General features: G+C 65.6%; 15 protein-coding genes and 1 pseudogene. 10 read left to right on the plus strand and 6 right to left on the minus strand.

The features are described from left to right. Positions 1–106 precede the first annotated feature (106 nt). A complete protein-coding gene (gene typA / locus ET21_RS0114155) occupies positions 107–1924 on the minus strand; it encodes a translational GTPase TypA (RefSeq protein WP_021237537.1) in 1818 nt (605 codons plus the stop codon). Between the two features lie 213 nt (positions 1925–2137). Here typA and ET21_RS0114165 point away from each other — a divergent pair, with 213 nt between their 5' ends. The 3 genes from ET21_RS0114165 to ET21_RS28195 are packed head-to-tail and all read left to right on the plus strand — an operon-like array spanning position 2138 to position 4290. Beyond that, positions 2138–3355, plus strand: a complete 1218-nt coding sequence (locus ET21_RS0114165) for a toxic anion resistance protein (RefSeq protein ID WP_030540205.1) — start codon at positions 2138–2140, stop codon at positions 3353–3355. A 49-nt stretch (positions 3356–3404) separates the two neighbouring features. After that, on the plus strand, positions 3405–4115 hold the full coding sequence (locus ET21_RS0114170; protein WP_021237540.1) for a hypothetical protein: 711 nt from the start codon (positions 3405–3407) through the stop codon (positions 4113–4115). A gap of 19 nt (positions 4116–4134) precedes the next feature. After that, positions 4135–4290, plus strand: coding sequence for a hypothetical protein (locus ET21_RS28195; protein WP_021237541.1), 156 nt, complete (start codon positions 4135–4137; stop codon positions 4288–4290). A 2-nt stretch (positions 4291–4292) separates the two neighbouring features. Here the strand turns inward: ET21_RS28195 and ET21_RS0114180 are convergent, their stop codons facing one another. The 5 genes and pseudogenes from ET21_RS0114180 to ET21_RS28515 all read right to left on the minus strand — a co-directional run. Next, positions 4293–4604 (minus strand): PilZ domain-containing protein, encoded by a 312-nt coding sequence (locus ET21_RS0114180; protein ID WP_021237542.1) that lies wholly within the window; start codon positions 4602–4604, stop codon positions 4293–4295. 100 nt (positions 4605–4704) lie between these two features. Next, positions 4705–5427 carry a class I SAM-dependent methyltransferase gene (locus ET21_RS0114185; RefSeq protein WP_021237543.1) on the minus strand — a complete coding sequence of 241 codons (723 nt, stop codon included), beginning with the start codon at positions 5425–5427 and terminating at the stop codon, positions 4705–4707. After that, positions 5427–6554 (minus strand): peptide chain release factor 2, encoded by a 1128-nt coding sequence (gene prfB / locus ET21_RS0114190; protein ID WP_021237544.1) that lies wholly within the window; start codon positions 6552–6554, stop codon positions 5427–5429. The genes ET21_RS0114185 and prfB overlap by 1 nt, the downstream gene beginning before the upstream one ends. A gap of 192 nt (positions 6555–6746) precedes the next feature. Further along, a complete protein-coding gene (locus tag ET21_RS0114195) occupies positions 6747–9287 on the minus strand; it encodes a penicillin-binding protein 1A (RefSeq protein WP_030540206.1) in 2541 nt (846 codons plus the stop codon). Positions 9288–9353: 66 nt separating this feature from the next. Beyond that, a pseudogene (locus ET21_RS28515) lies at positions 9354–10157 on the minus strand (N-acetylmuramoyl-L-alanine amidase); the annotation flags it as partial. Between the two features lie 574 nt (positions 10158–10731). Here ET21_RS28515 and ET21_RS0114205 point away from each other — a divergent pair. From ET21_RS0114205 to yidC, 7 genes are all read left to right on the plus strand, one after another. After that, positions 10732–13419, plus strand: coding sequence for a ribonuclease E/G (locus tag ET21_RS0114205; RefSeq protein WP_237751564.1), 2688 nt, complete (start codon positions 10732–10734; stop codon positions 13417–13419). Between the two features lie 146 nt (positions 13420–13565). Further along, the gene (locus tag ET21_RS0114210) at positions 13566–14918 is read left to right on the plus strand and encodes a M48 family metalloprotease (RefSeq protein WP_030540209.1); all 1353 of its coding nucleotides are present in this window, start codon (positions 13566–13568) and stop codon (positions 14916–14918) included. Next, positions 14915–15685, plus strand: coding sequence for a DsbA family protein (locus tag ET21_RS0114215; protein WP_051209585.1), 771 nt, complete (start codon positions 14915–14917; stop codon positions 15683–15685). Before ET21_RS0114210 ends, ET21_RS0114215 begins: the two co-directional genes overlap by 4 nt. 177 nt (positions 15686–15862) lie before the next feature. Further along, positions 15863–15997: a 50S ribosomal protein L34 gene (gene rpmH, locus ET21_RS0114220; protein ID WP_007683189.1), complete on the plus strand. Its 135-nt coding sequence runs from the start codon at positions 15863–15865 to the stop codon at positions 15995–15997. Between the two features lie 29 nt (positions 15998–16026). Beyond that, positions 16027–16524, plus strand: coding sequence for a ribonuclease P protein component (rnpA, locus tag ET21_RS28520; protein ID WP_081856734.1), 498 nt, complete (start codon positions 16027–16029; stop codon positions 16522–16524). Then, positions 16521–16733 carry a membrane protein insertion efficiency factor YidD gene (yidD, locus tag ET21_RS0114230; RefSeq protein ID WP_030540211.1) on the plus strand — a complete coding sequence of 71 codons (213 nt, stop codon included), beginning with the start codon at positions 16521–16523 and terminating at the stop codon, positions 16731–16733. The genes rnpA and yidD overlap by 4 nt, the downstream gene beginning before the upstream one ends. Before the next feature lie 31 nt (positions 16734–16764). Next, on the plus strand, positions 16765–18468 hold the full coding sequence (yidC, locus tag ET21_RS0114235; RefSeq protein WP_030540212.1) for a membrane protein insertase YidC: 1704 nt from the start codon (positions 16765–16767) through the stop codon (positions 18466–18468). Positions 18469–18501: the final 33 nt, after the last annotated feature.

An 18501-nucleotide genomic window follows, 5' to 3' on the forward strand; every position in this document is an offset into this window, starting at 1 on the left:
CTTCCTTTCTCATGAGAGAAGTAGAGCCTTTCAACATGCTCGCAGCGCGGCAGGATCATTACCTTATCGAAATGAATTTGCCGAGGCCGGCGCTCACCCTCCAGCCTCAGGCCGCCTTGGCGCGGGACATGCGCTTGCGTTCATTGGGATCGAGGTAGCGCTTGCGCAGACGGATGTTCTTGGGCGTCACTTCGACCATTTCATCGTCGTCGATATAGGCGATCGCCTGTTCCAGCGTCAGCTTGCGCGGCGGGGTCAGGCGGATGCTGTCGTCCTTGCCGCTGGCGCGGAAGTTGGTCAGCGCCTTCGACTTCATCGGATTGACTTCAAGATCTTCGGGCTTGGCATTCTCGCCGATGATCATGCCTTCGTAGAGCGCTTCGCCCACGCCAACCATCAGGATGCCGCGTTCCTCCAGCGGACCCAGGGCATAGGCCACAGCCTCGCCCGCGCCGTTGGAGATCAGCACGCCATTCTTGCGGCCTTCGATCTTGCCCTTGTGGGGTCCGTATTTTTCGAACAGCCGGTTCATGATGCCGGTGCCGCGCGTGTCGGACAGGAATTCGCCATGATAGCCGATCAGGCCGCGCGACGGGGCGGAGAAAGTGATGCGCGTCTTGCCCCCGCCCGACGGGCGCATGTCGGTCATTTCGGCCTTGCGGATGTTCATCTTGTCCACGACCGTGCCGGAAAATTCGTCGTCCACGTCGATGACGACGATTTCATAAGGCTCGGTCTTGTTGCCATGCTCATCTTCGCCGAACAGCACGCGCGGGCGCGAGATGCCGAGTTCGAACCCTTCGCGGCGCATGGTTTCGATCAGCACGCCCAGTTGCAGTTCGCCACGGCCCGCGACTTCGAAACTGTCCTTGTCGTCGCTTTCCGTCACCTTGATCGCGACGTTGGATTCGGCTTCGCGCATCAGGCGGTCGCGGATCATGCGGCTCGTCACCTTGCTGCCTTCACGGCCCGCCATGGGCGAATCGTTCACGGCAAAGCGCATCGACAGGGTCGGCGGATCGATCGGCTGGGCCTTGATGGGGACGGTGACCGAGGTATCGGCGATGGTGTTGGCGACGGTCGCGACGGTCAGGCCCGCAAGGCTGATGATGTCCCCCGCTTTGGCTTCGTCCACCGGCACGCGGTCGAGGCCGCGGAAGGACAGGATCTTGGACGCGCGGCCCGTTTCGATCACATTGCCGTCCATGTCGAGAGCATGGATCGCCTGGTTGACCTTCAGCGTGCCCGACTGGACGCGGCCCGTGAGGATGCGGCCCAGGAAGTTGTCGCGGTCGAGCAGCGTCACCAGGAAGCTGAACGGCGCATCTTCGTCCAGCGCCGGGGGCGGGACATGATCGACGATCTTCTGGAACAGCGGCTCCAGCGTGCCCGACCGCAGCGAGGGGTCTTCATTGGCGTAGCCGTTGCGCCCCGAAGCGTAGAGCACAGGGAAGTCGAGCTGCTCGTCGGTCGCTTCCAGCGTGACGAACAGGTCGAACACTTCGTCCAGCACTTCCTGGATGCGCTCGTCGGGACGGTCGACCTTGTTGACGACGACGATGGGCTTGAGACCCAGCGCCAGCGCCTTGCCGGTCACGAACTTGGTCTGGGGCATCGCGCCTTCCGACGAATCGACCAGCAGGACGACGCCGTCCACCATGGACAGGATGCGCTCCACCTCGCCGCCGAAGTCGGCGTGGCCGGGCGTGTCGACGATGTTGATCCGCGTGCCCTTCCATTCGATCGAGGTGGGCTTCGCCAGGATGGTGATGCCGCGTTCCTTTTCGAGGTCGTTGGAATCCATCGCCCGCTCCTCGACCCGCTGATTGTCGCGGAAGGTGCCGGACTGGCGGAAAAGCTGGTCGACCAGAGTGGTCTTGCCATGGTCGACGTGCGCGATGATGGCGATATTACGCAGGGACATGAAGGATGCCTTTGGGATGTCACATTTTCCCGGCCGGCACCGCGCCTGACCAGAGTATCGGGCGCGCCCCTACAGGAAATGACGCGATGCGGCAAGGGTCACCGCCAGCGCGCCAAGCGTTTGCATCCATGGCGATGCGGGACCATATTCCGCATTGAAGATCACTGTTATAGTCGCATATAACAGCTACTGTAACCATAATTGGGAGAAACCATGGCCAGCACCTCCCCCGGCACGGTGACCGCAGCCGATACGCTCAACCTGACGCCGCCCGACCCGGTGCCGCCGGTCACGCCGGAAAAGGCGGCCGGTCTCGTCCCGCTGGACGAGGAAAAGCGATCGAAGCTGGATGAAAAGGTGGACGCCTTCATCGCCGATCTGGTCGCGCAGGATGCGAACTCCCCCGAATTCGGCGCGCGCGTCGATCAGCTCACCAATATGGGCCGCAAGGAAATCGCGGAAGCGGCGGGCCATTCCAACCGCTTCCTCGACCGGCCCGTGCGCGCGATGGACAGCGACAACAAGGTCGGCGCCGATCTTGCCGAACTGCGCCGCACCGTCGAGGACCTGGACCCCGGCAAGCGCGGCAACCTGCTCGCCCCGCGCAAGCTGTTCGGCATCATTCCCTTCGGCAACCGGATGCGCGACTATTTCGACAGCTACAAGAGCGCGCAGAGCCACATCAACGGCATCCTGGGCTCGCTGGCGAGCGGCAAGGACGTGCTGATCAAGGACAATGCCGCGATCGATGTGGAGCGGCAGAATATGTGGGCGGCGATGGGCCGCCTTGAGCAGATGATCCACATTTCCAAAACGCTGGACGCCCGGCTGAAGGCGAAGGCGCTGGAGCTGGACTCCACCGATCCCGCCAAGGCGAAGGCGATCCGGGAAAGCGCCCTCTTCTACATCCGCCAGCGCACGCAGGACCTGCTGACGCAGATGGCCGTCACCGTTCAGGGCTATCTGGCGCTCGATCTGGTCAAGAAGAACAATGTCGAACTGGTGAAGGGCGTGGATCGCGCCAGCACGACCACCGTCGCGGCGCTGCGCACCGCCGTCACCGTCGCGCAGGCGCTCGCCGGGCAGAAGCTGGTGCTGGAACAGATCACCGCGCTCAACACGACGACCGCGAACATGATCGATTCGACCGGCGAAATGCTCAAGAACCAGACGGCCGCCATCCATGAGCAGGCGGCGTCCAGCACCATTCCCATCGAGACGCTGAAACGCGCCTTCCAGAATATCTACGACACGATGGACAGCATCGACACGTTCAAGGCCAAGGCGCTGGAGAATATGAAGACGACGGTGAACACCCTGTCGGACGAGGTGGAAAAGTCCAAGGGCTATATCGCCCGCGCGCAAGGCCAGGCGCAGGCCGCGCAGGAAGCGCGCGCGGACAATCCGCTGTTGAGCGCGCTGGAGGCGTGAACGCCATGCCGCTCGCTTCCATGCCGCCTGATATGGGCAGGAGGATCGGGTGAGCCGGTCCGACCGTGTCCTGGCCGATGCCGAAGCCGTGCTCCGCCGCCATGGCGAGCGCCGCCGGAGCCTGTCGGCCCGCGCCCGCCAGCGGCGCAACGCCGCCCTGATGCGCAAGCTCAAATATGCGGTGTGGGCGGTCATCGCCGTGCTGGCGGCCAGCGTGGTGGCGGGCTTCGTCATGCCGCTTGGCACCAGCGGCGTGATGATCGCGCTGGGGGTCATGCTGGCCGCCCTGCTGGTGATCGCCATCCTGCCCATGGAGCGGACCGTCCGCACGGAGGCGCTTCAGCAAACGCCGCTGGGCGCCCTGCCCCTGCAAACCGAGATCTGGCTGGAAAACCAGCGCAAGGCCCTGCCCGCGCCCGCAGCGACGCTGGTCGACAGCATCGGCGTGAAGCTGGAAGCGCTGGCGCCGCAGCTTGAGCGGCTGGGCGACCGGGAACCCGCCGCGCAGGAGGTGCGCAAGCTGCTGGCGGATCATCTGCCCGAACTGGTCACCGGATATCAGTCCATCCCGCAGTCCTTGCGGCGTGAGGAGCGCAACGGCCGCGTGCCCGAACAGCAGCTGGTGGAGGGACTGGGCGTCATCGACGCGGAACTGGCGCGGATGAGCGAGACTCTGGCCAGCGGCGATCTTGACCGGCTGGCGGTGCAGAACCGCTTTCTGGAGATGAAATATCAGGAGGCGAAGGAACTGGGGCACTAGTCCCTTTGTCCTTTACGCCATGATCCACCTGACGCTCATCATCGTCGATTTCCTGAGCGGCCTGATCGCGGCCGGAGCATGGGCGCTCGCGTCGGCGGGCGGGGCGATCGCGATGGTGGTGGGCGGCGGCGTTGCCGGGGTGTCGCTGTTCAGGCGGTGGCGGCGGCGCGGCTGAGGTCAGCGCGGCCGGATCAGCTTGTTTATCACCTCCACGGTCAGCAACTGGCTGAACTGTATGCCGAAACGCTTTCCATTCACCCACCGCACCCTGCCGCTGGTTTCCAGACTGGGCGCATGGACGCCGACATAGGCGCCTGGGGGTGGCGGCGCATCGCTATGCACCAGCGCGCCGGAGGACGACAGGTCCAGGAAATGCGCGCGGGTTTCGATGCCGCTCAGGTGCAGGGTAACCGGCTCGAACAGCTTGTGCCGCGGTGCGTTCCGCCGTTGCGGAGCGCCGGTGATCTGAGAACCGCCTTGATCGGTCATGTCAGCCTCTCCCCTAGCGCCATATCATCATGGAAGGATCAATTTCCTCACCAGCATCATGGTTAACGGCAGTGCAAGCAGATTTTTTCTGGCGCGCGGGTCAGGAACGCAGCGCGCAGGGAACGATGGAAGCAGGCGCGGGGCGCGCGGCGATGCGTCGGAAGCGCGCGAAATATCCACCGGCGGTCGGCTTGGGGATCAGTTCCTCCATGCGGAAGCCCATGGCGGCGAGTTCGCAGGCGAGCAGCCTGGGCGGCGTGCCATGCTGGTCGGTAGGGCGGTTGGCGTCGACCACGATCAGTTCGCCGTCGGGCTTCAACGCGGGGCTGAGGTTCCACAGGAAGGCGTAAGGCTCCGCAATCTCATGGTACATATGGACCATGAAGATGCGGTCGAAGCTGTTTTCGGGCAGCTTGGGGTCCTCCGGCGCGCCCAGGCGGACGCTGACGTTGCGCCAGTCTTCGCGGGTGATGCGCCGCGACAGCGCCTCGATCACTTCGGGCATGATGTCCACGGCCAGCACCCGCCCCTTGGCGCCGACGCGATCGGCGAGGCGGACGGTATAATAGCCCTCGCCAGCGCCAATGTCGGCCACGGTCATCCCCGGACGGATGCCCGCCCGGTCCATGATGTCCTCCGCCTCGTTGACGCGGTCGCGCGCTTCCTCGCTGGACCAGCGGGTCGACACGACCGGGGCGACGGGGCGGTCCGCGCGCGGGAAGTTCCTCGCGCCCGCCGGACGGTCATCCTGCCGGTTGGAGGAAAAGGGTCCGCACGCCGCCAGCAGCAACGGCAATGCCGCCAGCGCCGCACGGATGATCATCAATCGACGTCCTCGACATCGACCTTCTCGCCCGTGACCTTCTGCGACAGGGCGGCGGCCATGAACGGGTCGAGCGCGCCGTCCAGCACATCGTCGGGCGAGGTGGAGGTGACGCCGGTGCGCAGGTCCTTCACGAGCTGATAGGGTTGAAGCACATAGGACCGGATCTGGTGGCCCCAGCCGATCTCGGTCTTGGCCTGATATTCGCCCGACGCCGCCGCCTCGCGCTTTTGCAGTTCCGCTTCGTAGAGCCGGGCCTTGAGCATGTTCATGGCCGTCGCGCGGTTCTTGTGCTGCGAACGGTCGTTCTGCGACGCGACGATGATGCCGGAGGGAATATGGGTGATGCGGACGGCGGAGTCGGTGGTGTTGACGTGCTGCCCGCCCGCGCCCGACGCGCGGTAGGTGTCGATCTTGAGGTCGCCTTCATTGACCTCGATCTCGATATTGTCGTCGATCACCGGATAGACCCATACGGACGAGAAGCTGGTGTGCCGCCGCGCCGAACTGTCATAGGGGCTGATGCGCACCAGGCGGTGGACGCCGCTTTCGGTCTTGGCATAGCCATAGGCGTTCTCGCCCTTGATCAGGAAGGTCGCGGACTTGATGCCCGCCTGATCGCCCGCCTGATAATCGACCAGTTCCACCTTGTAGCCGCGCCGCTCGGCCCAGCGGCGGTACATGCGGCTGAGCATTTCCGCCCAGTCCTGGCTTTCGGTGCCGCCCGCGCCCGCATGGATTTCCAGATAGGTGTCGCTGGCGTCGGCCTCGCCCGCCAGCAGCGCCCTGATCTTGTCCTCGTCCGCGCGGTCTGCGAGCGCCTTCAGGGAGGCGATGGCTTCATTGACCATGTCCTCATCGCCCTCGGCCTCGGCCATTTCGATGAGTTCGGCGGTGTCGGCCTTCTCGCTTTCGATCGCGCGGGTCGCGCCGATCGCGCCCTCCAGCCGGGTGCGCTCGCGCATCACTTCCTGCGCCATTTTCTGATTGTCCCAGAGCGTGGGATCTTCGACGCGCGCATTCAGCTCGTCCAGGCGGCGGAGCGCCCGGTCCCAGTCGAGGAAGCGGCGCAACAGGTCCAGCGCGGCGTCGATGCGGTCGATATATTGCTGCGCTTCGGCGCGCATGGGAACTCTCCAGAATGTCGGTGCGCATCGTAAACGCGCTAAACGCCAGCCCCTATCCGAGGGCGAAGATTTTGGGAAGCATGTACTACTCCTGCCCGGCAAGGGGAGATGGCGGCGCCAGGCGCCGACGGAGGGGTGATGCCCCTTCGCAGCCTTTGGCTGGTCCCCTCCCGATCGTTCAGGGGGAGGATTTCAGTAGATGCCGCCCTGGTCTTGCAGGAAGTCGCTGTCGGTGCGCTGGCGCGCCTGGGCGCTGGCTTCCCGGCGGGCGGCGGCGCGTTCCTGGGCGGCGACTTCTTCCTTGCGGATGGAGCGGCGGGGTTCGGTTTCGGGCTTGAAGGCTTCCCAGATCACCGCAGGCTTGGGATCGTCGGTGGGCCATACGCCGTAGACGCGCTTGCCCGACCGGCGATCGATCGTGACCATGCGGATGCCCGCCGGGGCGACGAAGGGCGTCTTGGGCATGGTTTCCAGCACCGGAGCCATCGCCGCCTTCCAGATCGGCGCGGCGACGCGGCCGCCCTGCGCCCAGCCGCCCAGGCTGCGCGGCTGGTCATAGCCGATATAGACGCCCGCGACGAGATCGGGCGACCCGCCCACGAACCAGACGTTGGTGGGGCCGTTGGTGGTGCCGGTCTTGCCGAACAGCGGCCGCTTGAGGTCCGCCAGCACCGTGGCGGTGCCGCGCTGGATGACGCCTTCGGCGATGTGCACGACCTGATAGGCGGTCATGGGGTTCATGACCTGCCGCCCTTCAAAGCCGAAGCGCGGCATGGGCTTGCCGTCCCAATTGGGCATGTTGCACCCGTCGCAAGGACGCCAGCGCAGCGGCCAGATCACCTTGCCGTGCCGGTCCTGCACATAGTCCATGACCTTGGGGAAAAGCTGCCGCCCATGATTGGCGAGCATGGCATAGGCGTTCACCATCCGCTCCACCGTGGTTTCGCCAGCGCCCAGCGCGAAGGAGAGATAGGGCTGGTAGTCGCCGATCCCCATCGCCTTGATGGTGCGCACGACGCGGTCCATGCCGGTCTGGCTGGCGGCGCGCACGGTCATGAGGTTGCGCGACTGCTCCACGCCCCAGCGCATCGTCTGCGGCCCGGCGCTGCCGCCCGAGAAGTTGCGGAAGCATTTCTGCCCCAGCCCCGCGCCCTGATAGACGCACAAGGGACCATCGACGATGATCGAGGCGGGCGTCATGCCATTGTCGAGCGCGGCGGCATAGACGAAGGGCTTGATGGTCGATCCGGGCTGGCGCATCGCCTGGGTGGCGCGGTTGTAGGATGAAAGGCGGCTGTCGAACCCGCCCTGCATCGCGCGGATGCGGCCGGAATGGGTTTCCTCCACCACCATGCCGCCGGACACTTCGGGAATGTTGCGCAAGGCCCAGCTCGACCCGTTGCGCGCGACGACGATGAGGTCGCCGGGCTTGAGGCTGCTGAAGGCCGGTCCGCCCGCGCGGCGATAGGGCATCTGCGCCGCCCCGGCGGGCAGCGTGCCGGTCGATCCGTCGGCAAAGCCGATCTGCGCCGACGAGGAATCGCGGCTGATCACCGCCGCCACGCGCCATCCGGCATAGTCCACGCCGACATAGCTCGCGGCCAGTTCACGCTGCCAGCCGCGATCGATGTCTATCTTGCCCACCGGCCCTGACCAGCCCTTGCCCGCGTCGAAGCGCAGCAGGCCGTTGCGCAGCGCGGTCGCCGTCAGTTCCTGCATCTTGGGATCATAGGGGCTGCGCACCCACAGGCCGCCCGCATAGACGCTGTTGGGTCCATCCTCCGCCTTTTCGCCGAAGCGTTCGATCAGGCGGCGGCGCACTTCCTCCATATAATAGCCGCCAGCGCGCGCGTCGAAGCCGGAGCCGTGCGCCTGCACCGTGCCCAGCGGCTGCGCCATCGCTTCGCTGCGCTGCGCTTCGGTGATCCAGCCATTCTTCGCCATTTCGCCCAGCGCCCAGTTGCGGCGTTCCAGCGCGCGCTGATGGCCGGTCGGGCTTTCGGGCCGGTAGTTCGCGGGACCCTTGGGCAGGATGGCGAGATAGGCCATCTCATGCAGCTTGAGGTCGGCGACGTCCTTGTCGAAATAGGCGCGCGCAGCCGCCTGCACGCCATAGGCGTTGCGGCCGAGGAAGATCTGGTTGAGGTAGAGTTCAAGGATCTGCTGCTTGGTCAGCACCCCTTCCATGCGATAGGCCAGGATCATTTCCTTCACCTTGCGCGTGGGGGAATATTCATCGCCGATCAGCAGATTCTTGGCGACCTGTTGCGTGATGGTGGACCCGCCCTTGGCGCGCTGGCCCGATCCGATCTTGGTCACATAGTCGAGCACCGCGCCGAAAAAGCCGGGAATGTCGACGCCATGATGGTCGAAGAACGTCTTGTCCTCCGCCGACAGATAGGCGCGGATCAGCAGCGGCGGATAGTCGCTATATTGCAACTGCACCCGCCGTTCGCGCGCATAGCTGTGCACCGGCTGGCCATTGACGTCGCGCACGATGGTGGGCAGCGGCGGTTCATATTCCAGCAGCGTGGCGGCGTCGGGAAGGCCGCGCGCGAAGATCAGCCAGAAGAGGAAGAAGGCGGCCATGAGCCCGCCAAGGCCGATGGCGATCCACCGCACCCAGCGCCGGTCCCAATGGGGGGCGAGCCTTTCCCTGATTCCGCCCGCGCGGCGGCGCAGCCGGGCGGCGAGGGAGGATGACGATGCGGTATCGGGGCGGGCCTCTTCCATGACGGAACGAGGCTCTAAGGTTAAAATGGGGGAAGCGCCAGTGCGGATCGACGGGCCGCCGGGCCGCTAGCGGTCGCCAGGCGCCGTCCTGCGGGCGAAATGCACCTCCACCGCGCGGGCCACGCCGCGGGCGATGCGGGCGCGGCCTTCGGGCGACGACAGGAAGGCCGCATCCTTGACGTTGCTGATATAGCCGGTTTCGAACAGCACCGACGGCATGTCGGGAGCCTTGAGCACCACCAGCGACGCGAAGCGGTGATAGGGAGTGCGAAAGCCCATATAGGGCGAGGCTTCCCGTTTCAGCACGCGCGCGAAGGTGGCCGACGCGGCCATGCTTTCCCGCTGCGTCAGGTCGATGAGGATCGAGGAAATGTCCCCCGACTGGCCGCCCAGATTGACGCCGTGCAATATGTCGGCCCTGTTTTCCCTGGCCGCCAGCCGCGCCGCTTCCCGGTCGGACGCCACTTCCGACAGGGTGTAGACGGTCGCGCCATGCGCTTCTTCATTTTCGGCGGAATCTGCGTGGATGGAAATGAAAAGGTCCGCGTTCAGCCTGCGCGCAATGCCATAGCGTTCCTGTAGGACGAGGAAGCGATCATCATTGCGGGTGAGCGCCACGCGGATGCGGCCGGTTTTCAGCAATTCGTCGCGGATCGCCTGCGCTATCGCAAGCGTCAGGTCCTTTTCGCGCTTGCCAAGCTCCGCATTGATCGCGCCCGGATCATGCCCGCCATGGCCCGCGTCGATGACCACGAGGGGACGCGCCGCTTCACGCGGGCCAAGGACAGGGGGCAATTCCAGGCCGCGCCCGGCAGGCGGGATCGGCACGGTGATGCTGTGCACCCGCTTGGCGGGGCGCGGCGCCATATGGACAGAGGGCGCCATCGCATCGTCCGGCGTCGCGGAAAAAATCGCGGCTGCCAGGACGAGAGCGTGGAACATCGGGCGCTTGTGCCGCGCGCACCCGCGATCGTCCAGCCAAATATGAGCGGCGGGCGCAGGCGCGATCCCCCTCCGCCCAGCGGCGCAATCCCGCTTTTCGCCGCGCACGAAACAATATTTCGAGCAGCCGTTGCTAGGGCGCAATTTGACTGCTACCCATTCATATTCCTGAAAGCCTGCCCATATTCCAGGCGAAGCTCTTGGGAAGCTTTCAAGACCGCACCGGCGGGCGCATGACGCCCACAGGCCGGTGTCGCAACAGGTTGACGCTGCATGAGGCATGATTTCCATCCCCCGCTGGCCCCGATACCGGGCGATGCGGCGTGGATGGCGCGGACCGGCGGCTTGCCCGGCCCTGCCAAGGCAGCAGACACGCATATTTTCCTTAACAACCGGACGATGCCGCAACCGGCGCCGCTGGCGGCGCAAGCGCTGTCGTCCTTTCATTATCGCGTGACAGCCCGGCCGAGCGCCGCTGGCCGTCATCGCCGGAGACACATAAATGACAATGCGTATGCTGATCGATGCGCGCCACCGGGAAGAAACCCGGGTCGCGGTCGTCAAGGGTAACCGGATCGAGGAGTTTGATTTCGAATCGGCCGAGCACAAGCAGCTCAAAGGGAATATCTACCTAGCCAAGGTCACGCGCGTGGAGCCGTCGCTACAGGCGGCCTTCGTCGATTATGGCGGCAACCGCCACGGATTCCTGGCGTTCAGCGAAATCCACCCCGACTATTACCAGATCCCGCGCGAGGACCGCGAGGCGCTGCTGCGCGAGGAACGCGAGCATGCCGAGGAAGAGGCCGCGCTGCGCGCCGAGGTCGAGGATGACGACGATCATGGCGCGTCCGACGATGGGCTGGAAGTGGTCGAGGCGACCCATCATCACGATGAGGAAGACGCCGTGGAAGGCGCGGCCGAGGGCGGCGAGGAAGGCGGCAGCAACGGCCGCCGCAAACGCGGCAAGGGCGACGACGCCGCCGACGAGCTGCGCCGCAAGCGCATGGCGCTGCGCCGCCGCTACAAGATTCAGGACGTCATCAAGCGCCGCCAGGTGCTGCTGGTGCAGGTCGTCAAGGAGGAGCGCGGCAACAAGGGCGCGGCGCTGACCACCTATCTCAGCCTCGCGGGCCGCTATTGCGTGCTGATGCCCAACACCAGCCATGGCGGCGGCATTTCACGCAAGATTTCGAACGCCGCCGACCGCAAGCGGTTGAAGTCTATCATCGCGGAGATGAACCTGCCCTCCACCATGGGCTGCATCGTCCGCACCGCCGGGCTCCAGCGCACCAAGCCGGAGATCAAGCGCGACTTCGACTATCTCGCCCGCCTGTGGGACGAGATTCGCGAAAAGACGCTGAAATCCGCCGCGCCCGCGCTGATCCACAATGACAGCGACCTCATCAAGCGGGCGATCCGCGATATCTACAACAAGGATATCGAGGAAGTCATCGTCGAGGGCGAGGACGGATACAAGGCGGCCAAGGACTTCATGAAGCTGCTGATGCCCAGCCATGCGCGGCGGGTGAAGCAATATGCCGACGCGGTGTCGCTGTTCCAGCGCGCCAGTGTCGAGGACCAGCTGGCGGCGATGTACAACCCCGTCGTTCAGTTGAAATCGGGCGGCTACCTCGTCATCAACCCGACCGAGGCGCTGGTGTCGATCGACATCAACTCCGGCCGGTCGACGCGCGAACATGGCATCGAGCAGACCGCCGTCGCCACCAACCTGGAAGCCGCGCGGGAAATCGCGCGCCAGCTGCGCCTGCGCGACATGGCCGGCCTCGTCGTCATCGACTTCATCGACATGGAGATGAACTCCAACATCCGCAAGGTCGAGAAGGCGATGAAGGAGGCGTTGAAGGACGATCGCGCCCGCATCCAGGTCGGCCGCATTTCCGGCTTCGGCCTGATGGAGATGAGCCGCCAGCGGCTGCGCACCGGCGTGCTGGAGGCATCGACCCGCCAGTGCCCGCATTGCGAAGGCACCGGGCTGGTCCGCACCGCTTCGTCGGCAGGCCTCAGCGCGCTGCGCATGCTGGAAGAGGAAGCGGCGCGCGGGCGCGGCAATCTGGTCACGCTGCGCGCGAGCCAGGAAGCGGCCTTCTACGTCCTCAACAACAAGCGCCGCGAACTGGACGAGATCGAGCAGCGCTACGGCGTCACCATCGCGATCCTGCCCGATGGCGAGGTCGAAGGCGCGCGCATGTCGGTCGAAGCCAGCGGCCCGCGCCCCGAACGGGTGGTGAGCTATGCGCCGCTCGTCGAGGAAGAGGATGATCTGGAGATCGCCGAGGAACTGGACGAGGAGGAGATCGAAGAGATCGAATCCGAGCGCGAGGAACGCGGCGAGCGTGGTGAGGAACGCGAAGGCGGACGCCGCCGCCGCAGACGCCGCCGCCGCCGTGGCGGCCAGCGCGAGGAAGGCCGGGCCGAGGGCGAGGGCGAAGGCGAAAGCGAGCAGGACGCAGACTCCTCCGAAGCGCCTGAGCTTGCCGAAGGCGAGGAAGAGGACGCCGAAGCGGGCGCGGAGCAGTCCGCCGAGGACGCCCTGGGTGAGGGCGAGGAGCCAGGCCGCCGCCGTGGCAGGCGCGGACGCCGTGGCGGACGCCGCCGCCGCGAGGGTGGCGAAGCTGGCGCGGAGGAAACTCTGGCCGAAGCCGCCGAAGCCGCAGCCGAACTGGTGACCGGGGAACCGGCGGTGGAAGCCGCGCCCGAGGCGCAGCCCGCTCCCGAAGCTCCGGCCGGGGAGGAAGCTCCCAAGACCCGCCGCCGTCCGCGCGCCCGCAAGGCCAAGGACAGCGCCGAGGCCGAGGCTCCGGCCACGCCCGTCGAAGCGGCCGAGCCTGCCGCCGAAGCGCCCGCCGAGGAAGCTCCGGCCAAGCCGAAGCGCACGCGCCGGAAGAAGGCCGATGCCGCAGCGGAAGCAGAGGCCGCGCCCGCTGCTCCCGCCCCGGCCGAAGCCGAGGCCGAAGCGCCCGCCAAGCCCAAGCGCACGCGCCGGAAGAAGGCCGAGGTTGCGGCCGAAGCTGAGCCTGCCGCCGCCGAAGCCGCGCCGGTCACGGAACCGGTCAGCGCCGACGTTGCCGAACCGGCCGCGATGGAAAGCGCCGAGGGCGGCGAGGTCCAGGCCGAAGAAGATGGCGCCTCCCCCCGCCGCGGCTGGTGGCAGCGCACCTTCGGGCAGTAAGAAGGCCAGGGCCAAGTGAGTTGCGCCGCCATTTCGCCGGTTTCCGCCGGGAAGTGGCGGCGCTGCTGCTTCAGGCCAAGTTCATGCCGCGCCGGGCATCACCCGCCGCCGATGCATGTCCCACCCCTATCCTCGCGCAGTCCGGCATGAGGCGGCGCTGGTTCCGCATGGCCGCGATCGTCATAGCCTGCCTGGCGATGGCCGCGCGCCCCGCCGTGGCGCAGCAAATCCTGCGCGATGCCGAAACCGAAGCCTTCATGGGCGATATGTCAGCGCCGCTGGTCAGCGCGGCGGGCATGGAGCCACGCAACGTGCAGGTGCTGGTCATCAACGACCCGGAGATCAACGCCTTCGTCGCGGGCGGCCAATATGTGTGGGTGCATAGCGGCCTGATCGCCGCCGCCGACAATGTGAACCAGTTGCAGGGCGTCGTCGCGCACGAACTGGGGCATATCGAGGGCGGCCATGTCGTCCGTTCGGCCGAAGGGATGAAGGCGGCGACCGGCATCACCCTGCTGAGCCTGGTCCTTGGCGCGGCGGCGATCGCGGCGGGCGGGGCCGAAGCGGGCATGGGCATATTGGGCATGGGCCAGCAGGCCGCCATGGGCAAGTTCCTGGCCTTTTCCCGCGCGCAGGAAAGTTCGGCCGACCTTGCAGGCGCGCGCTACCTCAGCAAGGCGGGCCTGTCGGGCAAGGGCAGCCTGGAATTCTTCAAGAAGCTGCAAAATCAGGAATATCGCCTCGCCATCCCGCAGGATGACAGCTACGGGCGCACCCACCCGCTGTCCGGCGAGCGCATCAACGTGCTGCGCGAAGTCTATACCGTCGATCCGGCCTGGGACAAGCCGGTGGACCCGGCGCTGGAGGCGCGGTTCGAACGGATCAAGGCCAAGCTGGTCGGCTTCGTTTCCGAACCGGCCCAAACATTGCGCAGATATCCCGAAAGCGACCAGTCGATCCCGGCCCATTATGCCCGCGCCTATGCCTGGCACAAGAGCGCCTATCCCGACAAGGCGCTGAGCGAAGTCGCGGCGCTGCTGGCGGCACAGCCTCATGATCCCTACTTCCTTGAGCTTAAAGGGCAGATATTGCTGGAAAGCGGCAAGCCCGCCGACGCGATCGCGCCCCTGCGCGAAGCGGTGAAGGCGACCAACCAGCCGCTGATCGCCACGCTGCTGGGTCATGCCCTGATCGCGACGGAGGATGAACAGAATTTCGCGGAGGCCGAGCGGGTCCTGCGCAATGCGGTGGCGCGCGACCGGGAAAATCCCTTCGCCTGGTATCAGCTTGGCGTCGTCTATGAGCGGCGCGGCGACATTCCGCGCGCGGCGCTCGCCACGGCGGAGCGCTATTCGATGATGGGCGACGACCAGATGGCGCTGCGCAGCGCGGATGCGGCGATGCAGGGATTGAAGCCCGGCACCGTTGACTATCTGCGGGCGCAGGATATCGCCATGGTGTCCCGCGCGGCCGTCGAGCAGAAGCGAAAGAAAAGATGACCGAAACAGTCCGGCCGGGGTTCCGCGCCGCCCTATCCAACAGGACGATACAGATGACCCTTGGCGCCTTGGCCCTAATCGCTGTCGCTGGCGCGGGAACGGCGCTGGGGATGCAGAGCGGCGGGAGTGTCGGAGCGGCCGAGAAGGCGGCGATCGAACGGATCGTGCGCGATTATATATTGGAGCATCCCGAAATCATCCCCGAAGCGGTCGAGCGCCTCCAGGCCAAGCGGATGACCGACACCATCGACGCCAGCCGCAAGGCGATCGAAACGCCCTATGCGGGCGCATGGGAAGGCGCGGCGCAGGGCGACGTCACGCTGGTCGAGTTTTTCGATTATGCCTGCGGCTATTGCCGCGCGTCCCTGTCCGACCTTGCCCGCCTGGTGAGCGAGGACAAGAAGCTGAAGATCGTCTATCGCGAATTGCCGATCCTGTCCGACGACAGCGCCGATGCCGCAAAAGTATCCCTGCTGGCGGCGGAAAAGGGCCAATATATGCCCTTCCACCGGGCGCTTTACGCGGCGGGCAAGGTGACGCGCGATTCCATCCTGAAAGCAGCGGCCAGCGCTGGCATTTCCCGCGCGGAAGCGGAAGCGGCGATCGCCAGCAGCAAATATGATGGCGAAATCCAGTCGAACATCGCGCTGGCGCAACGCTTGCAGGCGAGCGGCACGCCGACCTTCGTCATCGGCGGGCAGGTGCTGAACGGCGCGGTCGGCTATGACGCGCTCAAGAAGGCAGTCGAAACGGCGCGGGCGAAGTAGACCGGCGCATCGCCTTCCCCACGCGCCGGGCACGGGCAGGAAACTTGGGCACGCGCCCTGGACCGCATTGACTCATGACTGGCTTTTGCCTATCGGACGCCCCCTGACATGCGGCCGCCCCCGTGGCGGCCCTTTTTTGTCACGCCCGATTTTTACGTTTGCTTTGAGGAATGAACGATGAAGCGCACCTATCAGCCGAGCAATCTGGTTCGGAAGCGCCGTCACGGTTTCCGCGCCCGCATGGCGACCCCCGGCGGCCGCAACGTGCTGCGCGCCCGTCGCGCCCGTGGCCGCAAGAGCCTGAGCGCCTGAACGATACGCCGCTGACGCGCGCGCCTGCGATTCTCAACCGGCGCGCCGATTTCCTGGCGGCGAATCGCGGACGGCGCGCGCCCATGCCCGGCTTTGTCCTGCTGGTGCGGGAACGCGGCGATGGCGATCCGGCGATGCGTTATGGCATCACGGTCACGAAGAAGATTGGCGGCGCTGTCGTCCGTAACCGGATGAAGCGCCGTTTTCGCGTTCTGGCGCGCGAGCTGCTGCCCCTGCATGGCATTGCGGGCGCGGATCATGTGCTGATCGGGCGCGGCGATGGCGTTGAACGGGACTTCGGGCTGCTCCGGTCGGAGCTGGAAAAGGCGCTGCGCAAGGTGATGAGCAGGCCGGTTGGCGATGCGCCGCGCAAGGCGGTGAAGCGTTCAGGCACGAAGGACGCAGCGCTGCGGCGGGATTCGAGCGGGACGAGGGACTCGCGAGAGTCCGGTTCACAGGGTTCGAACGATCGTGGCGGCGGAACCGGGTTGCTGCCTGCGCGGGAACCCGGCGAGTCCGGCTCATGATTGGCCGCATCCTCATCCTCATCGCGCGATTCTGGCAGCTTGGCCCTTCCCGCATCCTGCCACCCACCTGCCGCTATGCCCCATCCTGTTCGGAATATGCGATTCAGGCGATCGGCAAATATGGTGCGGTCAAGGGTAGCTGGCTGGCAACGAAGCGGCTAATGCGATGCCACCCCTGGGGCGGGTCGGGTTACGACCCGGTTCCCTGACACTGAATTACATACGGCGGAGCCGACACGCGTGGACGACAAGAAGAATATCATTCTGGCGGTGCTGCTGACCGCGGCGATCCTGTTCGGCTGGCCGTACATCGCCAATCACTTCTTCCCCGCGGCCAACCCGCCCGCCACGAAGATCGAGGGCGGCAAGACGCAGCCGCTGCCCAAGCCCGGCGCTGATCCGGCCGCCGACAGCCCGGCGGCCATCCGCGACCGCGCGCTGGTGCTGAAGGAAAGCCCGCGCGTGCAGATCCGCACGCCCAAGCTGACCGGCTCCATCAACCTGAAGGGCGCGCGCATCGATGACATCGTGCTGCCCACCTATAGCGAGACGATCGCCAAGAATTCGCCTGCGGTGCGGCTCTACAGCCCGTCAGGGACCAAGGACGCCTTCTTCGCGGGCTTCGGCTGGCAGGGCGAAGGGTTGAAGACGCCGGACGCCAATACGGTCTGGACGGCGGATCGCACGGAACTGACCCCCACCAGCCCGGTCACGCTGCGCTGGGACAATGGCGCGAGACAGACTTTCGAAATCCGCTTCACCGTCGACCAGAATTACATGATCACCGCGCAGCAGAAGGTGTCGAACAGCGGCGCGGGCGCGGTGAGCGTGAAGCCCTATGGCTATGTCAGCCGCATGGGCATTCCGCATGACCCCGATACCTGGACCATCCATATCGGCCCCATGGGCGTGTTCAACGGCGCGGCCAATTATGACGTCAACTACAAGGACCTCGACAAGGGTCCTTCGATGCAGAGCTTCCAGTCGACCGGCGGCTGGCTGGGCTTTACCGACAAATATTGGCTCTCGGCGCTGATCCCTGACCAGAAGGCGGCCTTTGCCGGGCAATTCCGCAAGGGCGCGGGCACCCAATATCAGGCGGACTACAGCCTCCAGCCCACCGTGCTCGCGCCGGGCAAGGCGGTGACGCAGACCGCGCGCCTGTTCGTCGGTGCCAAGGAAGTGAAGACGCTGGAAGCCTATCAGGATGCGGGCGTTCCGCTGTTCGACCGGGCGATCGACTGGGGCTGGTTCTACTGGTTCGAAAAGCCGATCTTCGCGCTGCTGCACTGGCTGTTCGAACATATCGGCAATTTCGGCGTGGCCATCATCTGCCTGACCTTCGTCGTCCGCGCGCTGATGTTCCCGGTCGCCCAGCGCCAGTTCGCCAGCATGGCGGCGATGCGCGCGGTGCAGCCCAAGATGAAGGCGCTGCAAGAAAAATATAAGGACGACAAGCCCAAGCTCCAGCAGGAGATGATGGAGCTGTACAAGCGCGAGAAGGTGAATCCGCTCGCCGGCTGCCTGCCCATCTTCATCCAGATTCCGATCTTCTTCGCGCTGTACAAGGTGTTGCAGCTGACGATCGAAATGCGGCACCAGCCGTTCGTGCTGTGGATCAAGGATCTGTCCGCGCCCGATCCGCTGCACATCCTCAACCTGTTCGGCCTGCTGCCCTTCACCCCGCCGTCCTTCCTGGCGATCGGCGTGCTGGCGCTGCTGCTGGGCATTTCCATGTGGTTGCAGTTCAAGCTGAACCCCGCCCAGATGGACCCGATGCAGCAGCAGATCTTTTCGATCATGCCGTGGATGATGATGTTCATCATGGCGCCGTTCGCGGCGGGTCTGCTGGTCTACTGGATCACCAACAACTGCCTGTCGATGTTGCAGCAATGGTGGCTTTACAAACGCCATCCCGTGCTGAGCGCGGCTCCGGCGAAGTAAATCGTTCAACGCCCGTTCGGTTCGAGCTTGTCG

Source organism: Sphingobium sp. DC-2 (genome assembly GCF_000722555.1).
In the GTDB taxonomy this organism is placed as follows: domain Bacteria; phylum Pseudomonadota; class Alphaproteobacteria; order Sphingomonadales; family Sphingomonadaceae; genus Sphingobium; species Sphingobium quisquiliarum.